Raw genomic sequence first — 16878 nt, forward strand, 5'->3', positions numbered from 1 at the left:
GCTCCGGACGAGGCCCTGGATGAGGAGCCGGGCGGCGAGTCCGTTGCGTCGCCCGATCCCGTACGACGCGAACGCCCTTCGACGGGAGAGCAGTTCACCGTGACGCGGCCCCGCGCGCCCGAAGCCGCGCCCGAAGCCGCGTCCGAACCCGAACCCGAACCCGCCCCCGCGCTCGCCGGTCAGCGTGCCTCCGGGAGGCCATCGAAGTGATCCCCATGCCCGGCCTGGTGGCCTACCGGTTGGTGCGTCAGCCGATAGCGGCAACCGCCGTCGCCACCACGGCTGTCACCCTTGGCACGTACGTGGTTTTGGCCGCCGGTCTGCTGCTGGGCGCGATGCCGTCGGGCTGACCGCGTACCGTCCACCGATCGCACACCCGTGGAGTGACAGAGCCATGCCGACACCTTCGCACCCCGACGCACCCCGCGGCCGCCCGAGCCGCCGGGCCGTCCTGACCGTCGCCGGGGGCGTCGCGGCCGCCGCCGTGGCCGGCGGGTGCCTGCTGGAACTGGGCGGCGGCGACCGGAAGGGCCACGACGGCCCGCCGCCGCTGTCCCGCCTCTACCGCTTCCAACGCCTGACCGGCCCGGGCCGCACGGTGGTCCGCGATTCCCACGGCAAGACCCTCGCGGTGCTGACGGACGGCGCGCGCACCGCCCTGATGGCCGGGCCCACCCGGACGTTCAGCGAACCCCACACCACGTCCGCCACCGTCCGCCACGGCATGTGGGTGCGGCTGATGCCCGCACCCTGGGCACAGGAGAGCGAGAACGCGGCGTGGTTCGCCCGCTGGTTCCCCCACGCGCTCACCGACCGCAGCGCGGACGTGCTCGCCGTGGCGTTCCAGTACGCACATGGCGCGCCCGACCAGTACGACCCCTCGGGCCTGCGGTACGCGGGGGCCGCGTCGTACGGGCCGCGCACCCCGGGTCAGCCGGGCGACTCCGCGCAGGCGCGCCAGGAGGGCTCCGACTTCTACGACTACCTCGGCATCCCGTGGACGTTCCCGGACAGTTCCGCCGAGCCGGACCGTTCGCGGTACGGGGACGTGGACTGCTCGGGCTTCATGCGCCTGGTGTGGGGCTACCGGACCGGACTGCCCCTGCACGGGACGAACGGCCCCGGTCCCGGCCTGCCCCGGCGCGCCTTCGCGATCGCGGCCTACGGGCCCGGCGCGCTGCTCACCCGCGCCACGTCCGGTCCGCCCGCCGACGCGGGGATGCTGCAACCCGGCGACCTCGTCTTCTTCGCCATCGACTCCGGGCACCCGTCCTTCGTCGACCACTGCGGTCTCTACCTCGGCAAGGACGACGCCGGGCACGGGCGGTTCTACTCCAGCCGGATCGTCGCCGACGGCCCGACCATGGGCGACGTGGCCGGGCCGTCGGTGATCGACGGAAACAGCTTCTACGCCCAGGGGTTCAGAGCCGCCCGCAGATTGTGAGCCCGGGGCCGCCCCGGGCCCGACCGAGCGCCTCGCCCCTCCGAGCCACGGGAGCCCACGACATGACCACCACCTCCGTCCGTCCGGCCGCCGCCCCCGCACCCCCCACGCACCGCCGCCCCCACCCGTCGGCCGACCGGGTGGCGGGCGGCGAGGTCACCGAGCCGGTGCCCGCCTGGCACCGGCCCGCGTTGCTCGGCGTCCTGCTGCTGGCCACCGTGCTGTACGGCTGGGGCATCGGGCACGCGGCGATCCACCCGTACTACAGCGCGGCGGTGCGCTCGATGGCGGTCAGTTGGCGGTCGTTCGTCTACGGCGGGCTCGACCCCAGCGGTTCGATCACCGTCGACAAGATCCCCGGCGGACTGTGGCCGCAGGCGCTGTCGGTGCGGGTGTTCGGCCCGCACACCTGGGCGGTCGCACTGCCGCAGGTCGTCGAGGGCGTGGCGACCGTCTGGCTCCTGTACCGGATCGTGACCGCGTGGGCGGGACCGCGCGCCGGGCTGCTCGCGGCGCTGCTGCTGACCGTCACCCCGGCCACCACGGTGCTCGACCGCGCGAGCATCTCCGACACGCTGCTCATCCTGCTGCTGGTCGTGGCCGCCGGAGCGGCGATGAAGGCGGTGCGCTCCGGGCGGCTCTTCCCGTTGCTGCGGTGCGGGGTGTGGGTGGGGCTGGCGTTCCAGGCGAAGATGCTCCAGGCGTGGCTGGTGCTGCCGGTGTTCGCCGTGGTGTACCTGTGGGCCGCGCCCGGTGGCCGGGTGCGGCGGCTGTGCCACACGTTCGTCGCGGGGGTCACCGCGCTCGTCGTCTCCTGCGCCTGGGTGCTGCTGGTGTGGCTGACGCCCGCCGGGAATCGTCCCTATCTGGACGGCACGCGCAACGACAACCCGTTCTCCCTCGTCTTCGGCTACAACGGCCTCAGCCGTCTCGGTGGCAGGCCCGACGCCCTGGGCGCGGTCCCCGGCACCGACATGAGCCGTGCGTCCGGCGACACCGGCTGGACGATGCTGGTCAACCACACGGTCGGCCCGCAGATCGCCTGGTTCCTGCCGCTCGCCGTGATCGCGCTGGTCGCCGGGGTCCGGTGGCTGCGGGGCAGGCCGCGCACCGACGCCTCGCGCGCCGGGTACGTGCTGTGGGGCGGCTGGCTCCTCGTGCACGTCGTGGTGTTCAGCAACTCCAGCGGCAACCACGAGTACTACACGGCGGTGCTGGCCCCTGCGCTCGCGGCGCTCGGTGGCGCGGGGATCGTGGCGTTCGCGGCACACGTGCGCGGCGGCGGACCCCGTGCGACGGCGCTGCCGTGGGCGCTCGGCCTGACCGCGGTGTGGGCGGTGGTGCTGGACGCGCCGCACCAGGGATTCGCGCCGTGGGTGCTGCCCGACGTGGTGATGCTCGGGCTGTGCGGGGTGCTCGGCCTGCGGGTGATCGGCCCCGCGTCCAGCGCCCGCGCGGTGGGCGGGGCCCTGGCCGCGGGGATCGCCGCCGTCGTGCTCGCCCCCGCGGTGTGGTCCGCCGCCACCCTCGATCCGCTCTACGCCGGATCGCCCACCGCACCGGTCGCCGGACCGGTGGGCGCGGCGTACCAGAACCTCAGTGACCACGAGGGTGTGACTCCCCACTTCGCGCTCGGCGACCCCACCCGGCGCGACCGCGCGATCCTCGGCTACCTCACCCGGCACCACGCGGGGGAGCGGTACCTCGTCGCCGTGCAGGCGGCGCTCACCGCGGAGCCGCTGCTGCGCGCCGCCCCCGATCCCATGCTGGTCATGGGCGGCTTCACCGGCCTCACGCCGTACCCCGACGCGAACGGTCTCAGCCGCCTGGTCGCCACCGGCCAGGTGCGCTACGCGATGCTGACCACACTGCGCCCGGACACCTCTGCGACCCGATGGGCGCGATCCCACTGCCGGCCGGTCCCACCGCGTGACTACGGCCTGCGGCCCGGTGGCCACTACCGCCTGTACGACTGCCGCCCGGCCCGCTGAACTGCCGCCCGGCCCGCTGACCAAGGCCCGCGCGGGCAGCCGGGGGAATAGGGACCGCCCACCCGGTGTTACCGCCCCCGCACCCCGTAACCGTTGAACTGGAGAGTCCCACCCATGCGCGTCGAGATCTGGAGCGACATCGCCTGCCCCTGGTGCTACGTGGGCAAGGCGCGCTTCGACAAGGCGCTCGACGCCTTCCCGCACCGCGACGAGGTCGAGGTCGTGCACCGCTCCTTCGAGCTCGACCCCGGCCGGGCCAAGGGCGACACCGTCGCCGTGCTGACGATGCTCACCAGGAAGTACGGGATGACCGAGGAGCAGGCGCGGGCCGGCGAACGGGACCTCGGTGCGCAGGCCGCGGGGGAGGGCCTGGACTACCTCACCGAGGGCCGCGACCACGGCAACACCTTCGACATGCACCGCCTGCTGCACCTGGCCCGGGAGCGCGGGAAGCAGGAGGAACTGCTCGCGCTGCTGTACCGGGCCAACTTCGCCGACCCGCGCTCGGTCTTCGCGGACGACGAGCGCCTCGTCGAGCTGGCCGTCGCGGCGGGCCTGGACGAGACCGAGGTCCGCGAACTCCTCGCGGACCAGGCCCGGTACGCCGAGCAGGTGCGGGCCGACGAGCGCGAGGCGGCCGAACTGGGCGCGAACGGCGTCCCGTTCTTCGTCCTCGACCGCACGTACGGCGTCTCGGGCGCCCAGCCCCCCGAGGTCTTCACCCAGGCCCTGGAACAGGCCTGGTCCGCCCGCACCCCGCTCACCCCGATCACCACACCGGCCACCGCGGAAGCCTGCGGGCCGGAGGGTTGCGCGGTCCCGGAGCGGGAGATCGGCGCCTGACGGGGCCCGCGGAGGCCGCCCCGAGCTCCCGCCTCAGCGGGTGATCAGCGCCGCGTCCGCCCGGGAACTCGCCCCGGCAGCGGCCTCGTTGGCGGTCGTCCGGCGTTCCAGGCCGGCGGAGCAGAAGGCCAGGGCCAGCGCGGAGGTGGCCAGGGCGGCGCCGACCCAGTCGGGGGACGTGTAGCCGAAGCCCGCCGCGATCACCATGCCGCCGAGCCACGCGGACAGCGCGTTGCCCAGGTTGAACGCGCCGATGTTCACCGCGGACGCCAACGTCGGGGCGCCGTGCGCCTGGTCGAGCACCCGCTTCTGCAACGGGGGCACCGTCGCGAAGCCCAACGCCCCCACCAGCAGCACGGTCACCGCGGCAAGCACCTCGTTGTGCGCGGTCACGGTGAACACCGCGAGCACCACGGCCAGTCCGCCCAGCGTGGTGTACAGCATCGGCATCAACGCGCGGTCCGCGAACCGGCCGCCGACGAGGTTCCCGATCACCATTCCCACGCCGAACAGCACCAGCAGCCACGTCACCGCGCCCTCCGAGAAGCCCGCGACACGGGTCATCATCGGCGCGATGTACGTGATGGCCGCGAACACCCCACCGAAACCGAGCACCGTCATCGCCATGGCGAGCACCACCTGCGGATTGCGCAACGCACGCACCTCGTGGCGCAGGCTCACGCCCTCGGGGCGGGGGAGCGGCGGCACCAGCTTCGCCATGCCGAGCAGACCCACCACACCGAGCGCGGCGACGACGACGAACGTCACGCGCCAGCCCGCGGCCTGACCGATGTACGTGCCCAACGGCACCCCCACCACGTTGGCGACGGTCAGGCCGGTGAACATGGTGGCGATCGCCCCGGCCTTCTTCTCCGGCGCGACGAGATCGGCGGCGACCACGGAACCGATGCCGAAGAAGGCGCCGTGGGCGAGCGAGGTGACGATCCGCCCCACGAGCATCAGCCCGAAGGTCGGCGCCAGCGCGGACATCAGGTTGCCGGCCACGAACAACCCCATCAGCAGCATCAGCATGCGCTTGCGCGGGACCCTGGTGCCGACCGCCGTCATCAGCGGCGCACCGAACAGCACCCCGAGGGCGTAGCCGGTCACCAGCAGGCCCGCGGTGGGGATGCCGACGTGGAAGTCGGCCGACACCTGCGGCAGCAACCCCATGACGACGAATTCCGTGGTCCCGATGCCGAAGGCACCGATGGCGAGTGCGAGAAGCGCGAGAGGCATGGACTCGACCCTCCTGGTGTACTTGAGTGAGCGCCTAACGTGCTTCCACAATAATTGCATGCGCGGGATAGTTGCAAACGCATCGATTGAGTGGGTGCGGTGGGGGTGTGAGGGTGGGGAGGCGGGTGTGAGGGTGTGCTGGGACGGGCGCGCCGACAGAGGCCCGCCCGCGTCCTGCGGCTCAGGACGCCTTCGGGCCGCCGTCCAGCTTCTCGACCGCTGCCACCAGGGGCGTCAGTCGCGGGTCCTCGTTCGCCCGGTCCAGCGCCTCGCGCAGCGCGGCGTCGTGCGTCGGGCGGGCCTCGGCCAGCAGCGCCAGGCCCGCGTCGGTGACGTCGGTGTAGATGCCGCGTCGGTCGGTCGCGCACAGGTAGCGCGACAGCAGCCCGCGGTCCTCCAGGCGCGTGACCAGCCGGGTCGTCGCGCTCTGGCTGAGCACCACCGCGTCGGCCACCTGGTTCATCCGCAGGTGGCCGCCCTCGTCGTTGTGCTGGTGGCTGAGGACGTCCAGCAGGGAGTACTCGCGCACACTCAGGTCGTGCCCGCTCTGCAGGGCGCGCTCGATGTGCGCCTCGATCCGGCCGTGCAGCAGGGAGAGGGCATACCAGCCGTGCGCCAGCCCGGTCGCGGTGGTGTCCGTGGTGGTCATCGCCCCTCCTTCAGGATGGCGACCGCGACCGTTGCTGACGTCCGCACGGTCCGCGCTCTGTGTGCCTTCAAGAAATATACCGCGCCTGCAAGTAGTCACCGCGAGGGTGGACCGCCCGCTTCGGGTTCACGCGAGCCCGGCCGTCACGTCGCCGGTGCCGTCGTCAGCATCCAGTGGCTGAACGCGGCGTACCGGGCCGCGAAGTCCCCGGCGCCCTCGGCGCGTTCGACCCGCGCCGAGTGCTTCCGCACGCCGTCGAAGCGTGTCATGCGGACGCGTTCGTAGCGCGCGAGTGCCTCGGGCAGGGCGGGGGCCTCGGCCAGGGCGGTACGCAGAACGCCCACGTCCTCGATGCCCAGCGTGCCGCCCGCCGCGATGTGCGGGGACAGGCCGTGCGCGGCGTCGCCGATCAGCGCGACCCGGGCCGTGGTCCAGCGCGGCAGTTCGGGGACGAGTACGACCTGGTTCTCCAGGATGGCGTCCTCGGGGGTGTCGGCGATCATGCGGAGCAGGTCGTCGTGCCAGCCCGCCTCGGCCAGGTGGCGGGCGCGGCGCAGCGCGCGGTCCCGCTTCGTGCCGTCGAGCGGACCCGCGTCGAACTGGTTGACCATCCACATCGTCCGCCCCTCGGCGACCCGGGCGTAACCGCCGCGGGTGCGTTCGCGGCCGATCGTGAGGACGCTGCCCTCGGGGCGTTCGTCGCCGGAGGGCACGATGGCGCGCCACACGAAGTGGCCGACGTGCGCGGCGGCGTCGCTGCCGGGGGCGAGCCGCGCGCGGATCCGGGAGTGGACACCGTCCGCGCCGATCAGCAGGTCCGTGCGCAGGTCCTCACCGTGGTCGAGGTGGACGACGACCTCGGTGTCGTGCTCGGTGAAGCCGGTGGCACGGGCGCCGAGCCGGACGTGGTCGCGGCCGACCGCGTCGGCCAGCAGATCGTTCAGCCGGGGGCGCGGCACCAGCAGGAAACGGTGGTCGTCCGCGCCGTAGCCGTCCGCGCGGACCGGGTGGCCGGCCGGGTCGAAGAACCAGGTGTCGATCTCCTCGCCCATGCCCCGCACGTCCGCGCCGACCCCGATGCGGTCGAACTCCCGCAGCGCGTTGGGCCACAGGCCGATCCCGGCCCCGGCCGCACGCATCCGGGGCGCCTGCTCCAGCACCGTGACCTCGTGCCCGATCAGTCGCAGAGCCGCCGCGGTGGTCAGTCCGACCAGGCCGCCTCCGGCGATCACCGTACGCATCGCTGCCTCCCCTCGCTCCGGCGCCGGGCGGCGCCGAAACCTCACTCCGGGCGCCGAGCGGCGCCGAGAACCAGTGAAGGGGCAGCGGCAGACAACTTCAAATGCATGCTTTCGATGCGTGGCATTACCGTCGTGCATATGGATCTGAACCTGCTGATCGCGCTGGACGCCCTGCTCGACGAGGGCGGTGTCGGTGCCGCCGCCGACCGGCTGCACCTGTCGCAGCCCGCCATGAGCCGCACGCTCGGCCGGATCAGGAAGGCGACCGGCGACCCGATCCTGGTCCGTTCCGGCCGCGAGATGCTGCCCACGCCGTACGCGGAGCGGATCCGCGACGAGGTCCACCAGATCGTCACCAGGGCGCAGACCGTCCTCACACCGACCACACGGATCGACCCGGCCGCGCTGGACCGTACCTTCACCCTCCAGTGCAACGACGTCGTCGCCGACGCCCTGTTGACCCGGCTGGCGGCCCGACTCACCGCGACGGCACCCGGCGTGCGGCTGCGCTTCCTGGGCGAAGCCGTCACCACCGTCGACGAACTGCGGCGCGGACACGTCGACTTCCAGATCACGGACACCGCGCCACCGCACGCCGAGACCCGTTCCGCGACCGTGCTCACCGACACCCTGGCCGTCGCGGGACACCACGACCTGCCGCGCGACCCGTCCACCTGGGAAGGGTTCGCCGCCCTGCCGCACATCGTGGTCTCCCGGCGCGGGCGCGTCCACGACCGCATCGACGACCTGCTCGACAGGCGGGGGCTGCGCAGGCGTGTGGCGTTCACCGTGCCCACGCTGGCCCTCGCGCTGCGCACCATGACCGTGGCCGCCGACCTGATCACCGTCGCCCCCAGGACGCTGGCCGGGCCCGCTCTGCCGCCCGCGTCGCGCCTGTACCCGCTGCCCGCGCCCACCCCGGCCGTCCCCGCCGTCCTGGCCTGGCACGCCCGCCACGACCGCGACCCCGCGCACGGCTGGATGCGCGAGCTGATCACGCGGACCCTGACGGGCGTCGGCGAGGGGCGCGTCACTCCTTCCGGTACGTCGCCGGACGAGGCGGAATGAGCGGGGGACACGGGGGCACGCGCACTCCATGACGTCCCGCCGTCGGCGGACCGCCGCCGCGGTAGGGGACGCGGTGACCGGAGAGGCGGAGGACATGGGGGAGCGGACGGGCGAGACGGCGCGGCACGGTTCCGGGTCACGCGAGGGGACCACCGCGCCGACGCCACCGCTGCGCCCCGGCGCGTACGACCCGGCCGACTACGCCCACGAGGTGCTGTGCGGCGCGCGGGAGGCCGGGGTGTCGCCGGAGCTGGTGATGGCCGTGCTGCACAACGAGGCGTACAAGCCGCACCATCCGCTGCTGGAGCGGCTGTGGCAGTGGTGGAAGCCGCACGCGTCCTTCGGCGTCGGCAACATGCACCGCGCGACGTTCGAACAGGTGCGGCGGGCCCACGGGTTGGAAGGCCGCTGGGAGGACCTGCGCGACGACCCGGCGTTCGCCATCCGTGTGGTCGCCCTGCACCTGAGCGACCTCGACCGGCGGCTCCCCGAGCGGCACACGCGCCGCTGCACCCGCGACGAACTGCTCGCCCTCGGATACAACACGGGGGAACGCAACATGCGCGCCTTCGCGCGGGGCGTGCCGCCGGGGCCGATGGCCCGCTCCTACCTGCGGCGCCTGCGTGCGAACCGGCAGTCGGCGGTGCGGGCGCAGGCGCCGGCCGGGGACTGACCGCCCACTCACCCTCCGCGTGAGCGCGTCGGGTGGCATGATGACGCCGTTGCACGGCATTCGAGGGAGTGCGGTCGATGGCGGATGACGTCCGGGTCTTACTGGTCGAGGACGATCGCGAGACGGCCGGGATGCTGTCCGCGCTCCTCACCGACGAGGGGTACGTGGTCGAGGTGGCGCACGACGGCCAGCGAGGGCTGCACCTCGGCCTCGGCCGCGGCCACCAACTGCTCGTCGTGGACCGGGGGTTGCCCGGGATCGACGGCGTTGACCTGGTGGGGCGGCTGCGGCGGGCGGGCGTCACCGCACGGGTGCTGCTGCTGACCGCCTTCGGCGAAGCGGCCGACCGCGTGCTCGGGCTGGACAGCGGCGCCGACGACTACCTGGTCAAGCCCTTCGACGTCGGCGAACTACTGGCCAGGATGCGGGCGTTGCTCCGCCGCGACCTGGACCAGGCGGAGGCGCTACCGCTCGGCGAGGCGGCCATCGACCTGCGCCGCCGCGAGGTGCTGCTGCCGCGCGGCGGGCCGGTGCCCCTGTCGGGGCGGGAGTTCGACCTGCTGCGCACCCTGGCCGCCGCACCGCGCACCGTCTTCCCCCGCGCGCGGCTGCGCGCCAGCGTCTTCGCCGACACCACGGCCGACTCCATCGTGGACACCTACGTGTACTACCTGCGCCGCAAACTCGGCCGCGGCGTGATCCGCACCGTGCACGGCCTCGGCTACCGGATCGGTTCGGTGTGATCCCGTCGCCCGGACGCGCCCCGCGCGAGCAGGCCCGCCCCGATCCCGAGCGGGTGGCGCTCGCGGCCGTCCGCCGCGCCTTCAGCATCCGCATCGCGGTCGTCCTGACCGTCGTCATGGCCTTCATCGGCATCGTTGTCTACGCCGCCATGCTGGCCATGCAGCACGCCTCCGAGGAACGCGATCTGCGCTACGCCATCCGGCGCGACTCGGTGACGAGCCCGCCGGGCTGCGCCTGGCTGATCGTCGAACGCGCCGGCCGGACCACCGCCTCCCCGGGGACCCCGCCGGGCTTCCCCTGGCGCCCCGCCGTCGACCGCGTCGCCGCGCACGGCACACCCGTGACCGTCACCGTGGCCCGCGACGGAACGCGCTACCGGGTGCTGACCGAACGCCGCGGCGGTGCGGTCGTGCAGGCGGTGTACGACGAGCGGTTCCAGGCCGAGGACCGCGACTGCCTGCTGATGGCCCTGGGGGTCGCCGAACTGCTGGGCGCCGCGGCCTCCGTGGTCGCCGGAGCCGCGCTGGCCCACCGGGCGATGGCACCGCTCGGTGAGACCCTGCGCAGGCAGCGCCGTTTCGTCACCGACGCCAGCCACGAACTGCGCGCCCCCCTCACCCGGCTGCACACCCGCGCCCAGCTCCTCGCCCGTACCGCGGGACGCGACGAGGCGGCCGAGCAACTCGCGGCCGAGGCAGCGCGGTTGGCGCAGGGGACCCGTCAACTCGGCGCCGTCATCGACGACATCCTGCGTTCCGCCCGCGTCGCGGCGCAGTCCGGCGGCCCGAGCACGGTGGACCTCGCCGAACTCGCCGCCCAGACCGTGGCGGAGGAGGACGCCAGGGCAGCGCAGGGCGCCGTGTCGCTCGACGTGGCGATCGGACCCGGACCCCACCTGGTCGCCGGTGCCGAGTGCGCGTTGCGGCGGGCGCTGACGGCCCTGCTGGACAACGCCCTGCGGCACACCCCGCGCGGCGGAAGCGTCGTGGTCGCCGTCGCGGCGCACGGCCACGCCTCGGTGCGGCTGTCGGTACGCGACACCGGCACCGGATTCCCACCGGAGGCGGCGCAGCGGCTCTTCGAGCGTTTCGCCCGCGGCGACCACGGCCGGAGCGAGGGCAACGGCTACGGACTCGGGCTCGCGCTGGCCCGGGAGGTGGTGACGGCCCACCGCGGCACCATCACCGCCGACAGCGAGCCCGGCGGCGGCGCGACGTTCACCATCACCCTGCCCGCGCTGCGGCCCGCACCCGTGCGCCTCAGGATCGGGCGCCGCGCCCCGGGGCACCGCGTCGTGTCGTAACGGCTGCCGTGCGGCCGTCACCGGTCCCGTAGTGCCGTTTTCCGACCGCTTCTGAGAACGTTCTGAGATCCGGCGACCAGTCTTCACCGTGCAGCGCTCTACCTCAGATCGTTCGTGTGGACGGAGACCGACGTGACTGACGTATCCGACGTGACCCACGACTACCTCGTGATCGGCGCGGGACCCGCCGGGGTGCAGATGGGACTGCACCTGAAGGAGGCGGGACGCGACCACCTGATCCTCGAAGCGGGCGAAGCGCCCGGCACGTTCTTCCGCACCTTCCCCCGGCACCGCACGCTGATATCGATCAACAAGCCGCACACCGGCAGCGACGACCCCGAGTTCAACCTGCGCATGGACTGGAACTCGGTGCTCATCGGCGACGAGGGACCCACCTTCCCCCGCTACACCGACCGCTACTTCCCCGCCGCCGACGACATGGTGCGCTACCTCGGCGACGTGGCGAAGGAACACGACCTCGCGGTGCGCTACGGCACCCGCGTCGAGCGCGTGAGCAGGGACGCCGACGGCACGTTCACCGCCACCGACTCCGAGGGCGGCACCTACCGCACCCCCTGCCTGGTGATGGCGACCGGCGTCAGCCGCCCGTACATTCCCACCGTCCCCGGCATCGAGACGGCCGAGCAGTACGCCACGATGCCGGTCGATCCCGAAGGGTTCACCGACCAGCGGGTGCTGATCCTCGGCAAGGGCAACTCCGCGCTGGAGACCGCCGACAACCTCATCGCGCACGCCGCCGTCATCCACGTGGCGGGACCCCACTCGCTGCGCCTCGCCTGGCAGAGCCACTTCGTGGGCCACCTGCGGGCGGTCAACAACAACTTCCTCGACACCTACCAGCTCAAGTCGCAGAACGCGATCCTCGACGGCGACGTGCTCGACATCGCCCGCGACGGCGACGGCTACCGCGTGCGGTTCGCGTTCTCCCGCGCCGACGACGTGGTCAAGGAGCTGAGGTACGACCGCGTGCTGGTGTGCACCGGATTCCGCTTCGACGCCTCCGTGTTCTCCGAGGAGTGCCGCCCCCAGCTGGTCATCAAGGACCGCTTCGCCCAACTGACGCCCGCCTACGAGTCCGTTGACGTGCCCGGGCTGTACTTCGCCGGGACCCTGATGCAGCAACGCGACTTCAAACGGTCCACCAGCGGCTTCATCCACGGCTTCCGCTACGCGGTCCGCGCGTTGCACCGCGTTCTGGAACAGCGCAGGGAGGGCACGCCCTGGCCTTCGCACACCGTGCCCGCCACCCCGGAAGGGCTCGCGGCGGCCGTCGTGGCCCGGGTCAACCGCACCTCGGCCCTGTGGCAGATGTTCGGCGAACTCGGTGACGCGCTGGTCGTCGGCGACGGCACCGCACGCCACTACGAGGAGGTCCCGGTGGCGTACGCGCACGACAACGCGGCCTTCGGCAGGGACGAGGACCTGTTCCTGGTCACGCTGGAATACGGGCCGGACCACGACAAGGTCGACCCGTTCGACATCTCCGTGCGCCGGGTCCCGCAGGACGAGGCCGGCTCGGCGCACGACGCCGCGTACCTGCACCCGGTGATCCGCCACTACCGCGCGGGTGTCGCGGCGGGCGAACACCACATGGCGGAGAACCTGGAGAACGAGTGGGACCGGCCGGACGCCCACGTCCGCCCGCTCACCGACTTCTTCGCCCGCGCGCTGAGCGGCGGCGACACCCCCGCGGTCGGCGGCGACAACCCGGCGGGCGCCCGGGAGGCGCGGTGACGACGCGAACACCGCCGGAATCCTCCGTCGCGCCCGAAGTCCCGTTGAATCTACGGGAGTTCGAGAGCGCCGCGCGCGAACTGCTCGACCCGGTGCACTACGACTACGTGGCCGGAGGCGCCGACGACGAGGTGACCGTACGCGCCAACGAAGCCGCGTTCGCCCGGATCGCGCTGCTGCCCAGGGTGCTGCGCGGCGCCGCTTCACGCGAGAGCGGCGTCACGCTGTTCGGCCATCGGGCGAGCCTGCCAGTGGTGTTGTCGCCCACCGCGTTCCACCGCCTGTTCCACAAGGAGGGCGAGGTGGCGACCGCGCGGGCCGCCGCACGGGCCGGGGTCGTGATGATCACCGGCATGGCGAGCACCGTGGCGGTCGCCGACGTCGTCGAGGCCGCGCGCGCCGCCGCGCCCGGCCGCGACCCGGCCGTGTGGTTCCAGCTCTACCTGCAACCCGCGCCCGGCGTCACCGAGGCCCTGGTGCGCCGCGCCACCGAGGCCGGGTGCGCGGCGCTGGTCGTCACCGTCGACTCGCCCGTCCTCGGCGCCCACACCCGCAACGCCCGCAACGGCTTCCACGACCTGCCCGATGGGCTGGCCTGCGAGAACCTGCGCGACCTGCTGGACGGCGAGCCGGGCCACGTCCGCCAGATCGCCATGTCGCCGACGCTGGACTGGGACGACCTGGACCGGCTGCGCGCCTCGACGTCCCTGCCGCTGCTGCTCAAGGGCGTGCTGCACCCGGACGACGCCAGGATCGCGCTCGACCACGGTGTGGACGGGCTGCTGCTGTCCAACCACGGTGGGCGTCAACTCGACACCGTGCCCGCCACGATCGACCTGCTGCCCGAGATCGCGGCTGCCGTCGCCGGCCGCGTGCCGCTGCTGCTTGACGGCGGCGTGCGGCGCGGCACCGACATCGTCAAGGCGCTGGCGCTGGGCGCGACCGCTGTCGGCATCGGGCGGCCCGCGGTGTGGGGACTGGCCGCCGACGGCGAGAACGGGGTGACGCGGGTGCTGGACATCCTGCGCCGCGAACTCGACCACACCCTGGCGCTGTGCGGCGCCACCGGCATCGCGGATCTGACCCCCGCCCTGGTCAGGAATGCCACGGCTTCGGCGGGTCCGCGGTGAGCGCCGCCACGCGGGCTGCCCGCGCCGCCGCCGCGGTCGCCGTCCTGGGCTCCCTGCCGTACTGGCTGCCCCCGGCCGTCGTGCGTCTGCGGGTGCGGATCTTCGCCCGGGTCAACGGCGAGGAGGGCGTGCCGGTGCCGGGACCCGAGGTGGGTACGGCCGCGTTCGAGCGGCTCTACGCACACCCCGCGGCCAACGGGCGCAGCCGGGGCGCCGCGCTGTCCGACCTGTTCTGGTACTGGCTGGCACCCGGACCGGAAGTCCATCAGGAACACCTCGAACCCGGGCCCCGTTACGAGGCGGTGGCCCGCACCACCCGCCGTGCGCTGACCGCCGTCCGCCGTCAGGAATGGGACCGGATCGTGCGCCGCCGCGCCTACGACGTCCTCGAACCGCTCACCGGCGGCGGCACACGCGTGGTGCGCCTGCGGGACCTCGCGATGCCGCTGTGGGCCGCCGCTTACCACGAAGTGGTCTTCCGCGAACCGTGCCCCGACGAGGTGCGCGACCTGATCGTGGGAAACGCCGACGACGTGGTCAGCGCGCTGAAGTGCACCGGAGTACGGCACATGGACCGCCGCGACCGGCTCACCCGCTACCTGCTCGGCCGCATCCGCGCCGGGGACGTCCCGTTCGAACTGCCCGAGGGCCTGTCCGACCACGAACGCGCCTGCTACCTCCAGGGGACGTTCTTCAACACCGCCGTCGTCCAGATGTCGGAGGCCACCGCACACGTCCTGCTCGCCATCGCCACCCGGCCCGAGGTCCGCGAACGGCTGCGCCGCGAACCGGCGGACAGCGCCTATCTGGACCACGTGATCGAGGAGACGCTGCGCTACTACCCGTTGTTCGGCGTCGCGCACCGGATCACCACCGACGCCATCACCATCGATTCGGGCGATCCACATGCCACGACGCCGGTCACGAAGCTGCCCGCCGGGTCCGTGCTGCTCTTCGACTACGCGCGCTACCACCGCACCGGAGTGCCGGACGCCGACCGCTTTGACCCCGACCGGTGGGCGCGGCCCCGGCAGCCCGACCTGCACCACGTGCCGTTCGGTGTGGCCGCCAACCGGCCCTGCCCGGCCCGTGGCATCGCACCGATGACGTTGCGCACGGCGGTCGAGGAGGTGCTGAAGAGGTTCGAGCCGGTCTCCTCCGCACGCCACGACCGCTCGATGCCCAACCGGGGGCCCTGCCTGCTCGTCCCACGGGAGAACTCAACCCGGCTCCAGGGGACGGCGGTTCGACTCGTGGCGATGCGCGTGCGTGACCGCTGGGAGGACGTTACCCGCAGCCTCGCCCAACTCGCCTACGGTAGCTGGATGGTGGCGGACGCCCGCGGGCAACGGCTGTGCGGGACGTACTTCGACGCCGTCGCGTCCGGCGTCACCACCCCCGGCCCTGCCACGGCGGGACACGACGCCGCCGCGCGGTGCCCGGTCACGGGGGAGGGCGGCCGGTGAGCGCCACCAGCCTCGCGCCGGCCTTCCTCGCCGCCGCGATCGTCGTCCTGCTGGTCTGCCGCCTCGTCGCCTGGGCGGTCTCGCGCACCGGACAGCCGCCCGTGGTGGGCGAGATGATCGCGGGCGTGCTGCTCGGGCCCTCGGTCCTCGGAGCGCTCGCACCCCGCGTCGAGCACGCGGTGTTCCCCACCGCCCTGATGCCGCTGCTCTACGTCGCCGGGCAGATCGGCCTGGTCGCCTTCATGTTCCAGGCCGGGCACGAGTTCGCCGGGCGGCTCGGCGAGCGGATGGCGGGCACCGCGGCGGCCGTCTCCGCGGTCGGGGTCACGCTGCCGCTGGCACTGGGCGTGGGGGTGACCGTGCTGGCCCACGGGCACGCCCCGGTGTTCGCCCCCGGTGTCTCGCTCGGGGTGAGCGCCGCGTTCGTGGGCGTCGCCCTCGCCATCACCGCGTTCCCCATGCTGGCCAGGATCATCACGGAACGCGGCCTGTCCGGCACCCGATACGGAGCGCTGGCGCTGGCCAGCGGCGCGCTCGACGACGTGGTCGCCTGGTGCCTGCTGGCGGCCGTGCTGAGCGCCGCGACCGGCAGGACCTGGCCGGTGGCCGAGGCGGTGGGCGGCGGCGTGGTGTTCGCCGTGCTCGTCTTCACCGTGGTGCGGCGGGGGCTCGCGCGGGCGATGGCACATCCGTCGCTGCCGGACGAGGGCAGGCTGCTGCTGGTCGTCGTGACGGTGTTCGCCGCCGCCTGGTTCACCGACAAGATCGGGCTGTACGCGGTGTTCGGCGCGTTCTGCGTCGGCGTCGTGATGCCACGGGGACCGGTCGCGGAACGCACCGTGAGCACCGTCTCGCACGTGCCGAGGGTGGTGTTCCTGCCGATGTTCTTCGCCTACTCCGGCCTCAACACCCGCTTCGGGCTGCTGGGCGACCCGGCGCTGCTGGCCTTCGCGGCGGCGGCGCTCGCGGCGGCGGTCCTGGGCAAGTTCGGCGGCTGCTGGGCGGCGGCCAGGCTGCGCGGCGAACCGCCCGCGCTCGCCCTGCGCCTCGGCACGCTGATGAACGCGCGCGGCCTGATGCAGCTGATCGCGCTCAACGCGGGACTCCAGGACGGCATCGTCAACCGGCAGTTGTTCGCCGCTCTGGTCCTGGTGGCCCTGGTGACGACGCTGATGACGACACCGGTGCTGTCCTGGCTGGACCGGCGATCTCCGATGGAGGCCGCCTCACATCCCCCTGCGGCGCTGCCACGCGTCGTCGAGGGCCAGCCAGAAGGCCGCGTCGGACCGGGGCTCCACGGGTGACGACGCCACCCGGGCGGGTGGCGGGGAG

Annotated in this window: 14 protein-coding genes and 1 pseudogene; 12 read left to right on the plus strand and 3 right to left on the minus strand. The window is 73.4% G+C overall.

Annotated features, from left to right (window positions below):
- Window positions 1–215: 215 nt before the first annotated feature.
- The 4 genes and pseudogenes from K7472_RS11355 to K7472_RS11370 all read left to right on the plus strand — a co-directional run.
- Window positions 216–350: pseudogene (locus tag K7472_RS11355) on the plus strand (poly-gamma-glutamate biosynthesis protein PgsC/CapC); the annotation flags it as partial.
- A 44-nt stretch (window positions 351–394) separates the two neighbouring features.
- Complete coding sequence (locus K7472_RS11360; protein ID WP_222976868.1) at window positions 395–1444, plus strand: NlpC/P60 family protein; 1050 nt, start codon at window positions 395–397, stop codon at window positions 1442–1444.
- Window positions 1445–1506: 62 nt separating this feature from the next.
- Window positions 1507–3435 carry an ArnT family glycosyltransferase gene (locus K7472_RS11365; RefSeq protein WP_222976870.1) on the plus strand — a complete coding sequence of 643 codons (1929 nt, stop codon included), beginning with the start codon at window positions 1507–1509 and terminating at the stop codon, window positions 3433–3435.
- Between the two features lie 114 nt (window positions 3436–3549).
- Window positions 3550–4278: a DsbA family oxidoreductase gene (locus tag K7472_RS11370; RefSeq protein WP_222976872.1), complete on the plus strand. Its 729-nt coding sequence runs from the start codon at window positions 3550–3552 to the stop codon at window positions 4276–4278.
- Window positions 4279–4311: 33 nt separating this feature from the next.
- Here the strand turns inward: K7472_RS11370 and K7472_RS11375 are convergent, their stop codons facing one another.
- From K7472_RS11375 to K7472_RS11385, 3 genes are all read right to left on the minus strand, one after another.
- Window positions 4312–5517 (minus strand): MFS transporter, encoded by a 1206-nt coding sequence (locus tag K7472_RS11375; RefSeq protein ID WP_222976874.1) that lies wholly within the window; start codon window positions 5515–5517, stop codon window positions 4312–4314.
- 181 nt (window positions 5518–5698) lie between these two features.
- On the minus strand, window positions 5699–6166 hold the full coding sequence (locus K7472_RS11380) for a MarR family winged helix-turn-helix transcriptional regulator (protein ID WP_222976876.1): 468 nt from the start codon (window positions 6164–6166) through the stop codon (window positions 5699–5701).
- Window positions 6167–6309: 143 nt separating this feature from the next.
- Window positions 6310–7407, minus strand: coding sequence for an FAD-dependent monooxygenase (locus K7472_RS11385; protein WP_222976878.1), 1098 nt, complete (start codon window positions 7405–7407; stop codon window positions 6310–6312).
- A gap of 138 nt (window positions 7408–7545) precedes the next feature.
- Here K7472_RS11385 and K7472_RS11390 point away from each other — a divergent pair, with 138 nt between their 5' ends.
- The 8 genes from K7472_RS11390 (at window position 7546) to K7472_RS11425 (ending at window position 16850) form a co-directional block, all read left to right on the plus strand.
- Window positions 7546–8475 carry a LysR family transcriptional regulator gene (locus K7472_RS11390; RefSeq protein WP_222976880.1) on the plus strand — a complete coding sequence of 310 codons (930 nt, stop codon included), beginning with the start codon at window positions 7546–7548 and terminating at the stop codon, window positions 8473–8475.
- 28 nt (window positions 8476–8503) lie between these two features.
- Entirely contained in the window at window positions 8504–9148 is a 645-nt protein-coding gene (locus K7472_RS11395; protein WP_252395465.1) for a lytic transglycosylase domain-containing protein, read from the plus strand.
- Window positions 9149–9225: 77 nt separating this feature from the next.
- Window positions 9226–9891 (plus strand): response regulator transcription factor, encoded by a 666-nt coding sequence (locus K7472_RS11400; RefSeq protein WP_222976882.1) that lies wholly within the window; start codon window positions 9226–9228, stop codon window positions 9889–9891.
- Entirely contained in the window at window positions 9888–11195 is a 1308-nt protein-coding gene (locus tag K7472_RS33425; RefSeq protein ID WP_308013865.1) for a sensor histidine kinase, read from the plus strand. The genes K7472_RS11400 and K7472_RS33425 overlap by 4 nt, the downstream gene beginning before the upstream one ends.
- Before the next feature lie 150 nt (window positions 11196–11345).
- Window positions 11346–12950: an NAD(P)-binding domain-containing protein gene (locus K7472_RS11410; protein ID WP_222977181.1), complete on the plus strand. Its 1605-nt coding sequence runs from the start codon at window positions 11346–11348 to the stop codon at window positions 12948–12950.
- Window positions 12951–12994: 44 nt separating this feature from the next.
- Entirely contained in the window at window positions 12995–14080 is a 1086-nt protein-coding gene (locus K7472_RS11415; RefSeq protein ID WP_222977182.1) for an alpha-hydroxy acid oxidase, read from the plus strand.
- The gene (locus tag K7472_RS11420) at window positions 14077–15546 is read left to right on the plus strand and encodes a cytochrome P450 (protein ID WP_222976884.1); all 1470 of its coding nucleotides are present in this window, start codon (window positions 14077–14079) and stop codon (window positions 15544–15546) included. Before K7472_RS11415 ends, K7472_RS11420 begins: the two co-directional genes overlap by 4 nt.
- A complete protein-coding gene (locus K7472_RS11425) occupies window positions 15543–16850 on the plus strand; it encodes a cation:proton antiporter (RefSeq protein WP_222976886.1) in 1308 nt (435 codons plus the stop codon). The genes K7472_RS11420 and K7472_RS11425 overlap by 4 nt, the downstream gene beginning before the upstream one ends.
- Window positions 16851–16878 lie beyond the last annotated feature (28 nt).

It is taken from the genome of Streptantibioticus parmotrematis (genome assembly GCF_019890615.1).
GTDB classification, from domain to species: Bacteria; Actinomycetota; Actinomycetes; order Streptomycetales; family Streptomycetaceae; genus Streptantibioticus_D; species Streptantibioticus_D parmotrematis.

Bases quoted from the DNA above. Each gene is read 5' to 3' on its own strand.
- K7472_RS11365 (WP_222976870.1), top strand. From the start codon at position 1,507: ATGACCACCACCTCCGTCCGTCCGGCCGCCGCCCCCGCACCCCCCACG.
- K7472_RS11400 (WP_222976882.1), top strand. From the start codon at position 9,226: ATGGCGGATGACGTCCGGGTCTTACTGGTCGAGGACGATCGCGAGACG.
- K7472_RS11395 (WP_252395465.1), top strand. From the start codon at position 8,504: ATGACGTCCCGCCGTCGGCGGACCGCCGCCGCGGTAGGGGACGCGGTG.
- K7472_RS11380 (WP_222976876.1), bottom strand. From the start codon at position 6,166: ATGACCACCACGGACACCACCGCGACCGGGCTGGCGCACGGCTGGTAT.
- K7472_RS11370 (WP_222976872.1), top strand. From the start codon at position 3,550: ATGCGCGTCGAGATCTGGAGCGACATCGCCTGCCCCTGGTGCTACGTG.
- K7472_RS11385 (WP_222976878.1), bottom strand. From the start codon at position 7,407: ATGCGTACGGTGATCGCCGGAGGCGGCCTGGTCGGACTGACCACCGCG.
- K7472_RS11360 (WP_222976868.1), top strand. From the start codon at position 395: ATGCCGACACCTTCGCACCCCGACGCACCCCGCGGCCGCCCGAGCCGC.
- K7472_RS11375 (WP_222976874.1), bottom strand. From the start codon at position 5,517: ATGCCTCTCGCGCTTCTCGCACTCGCCATCGGTGCCTTCGGCATCGGG.
- K7472_RS11390 (WP_222976880.1), top strand. From the start codon at position 7,546: ATGGATCTGAACCTGCTGATCGCGCTGGACGCCCTGCTCGACGAGGGC.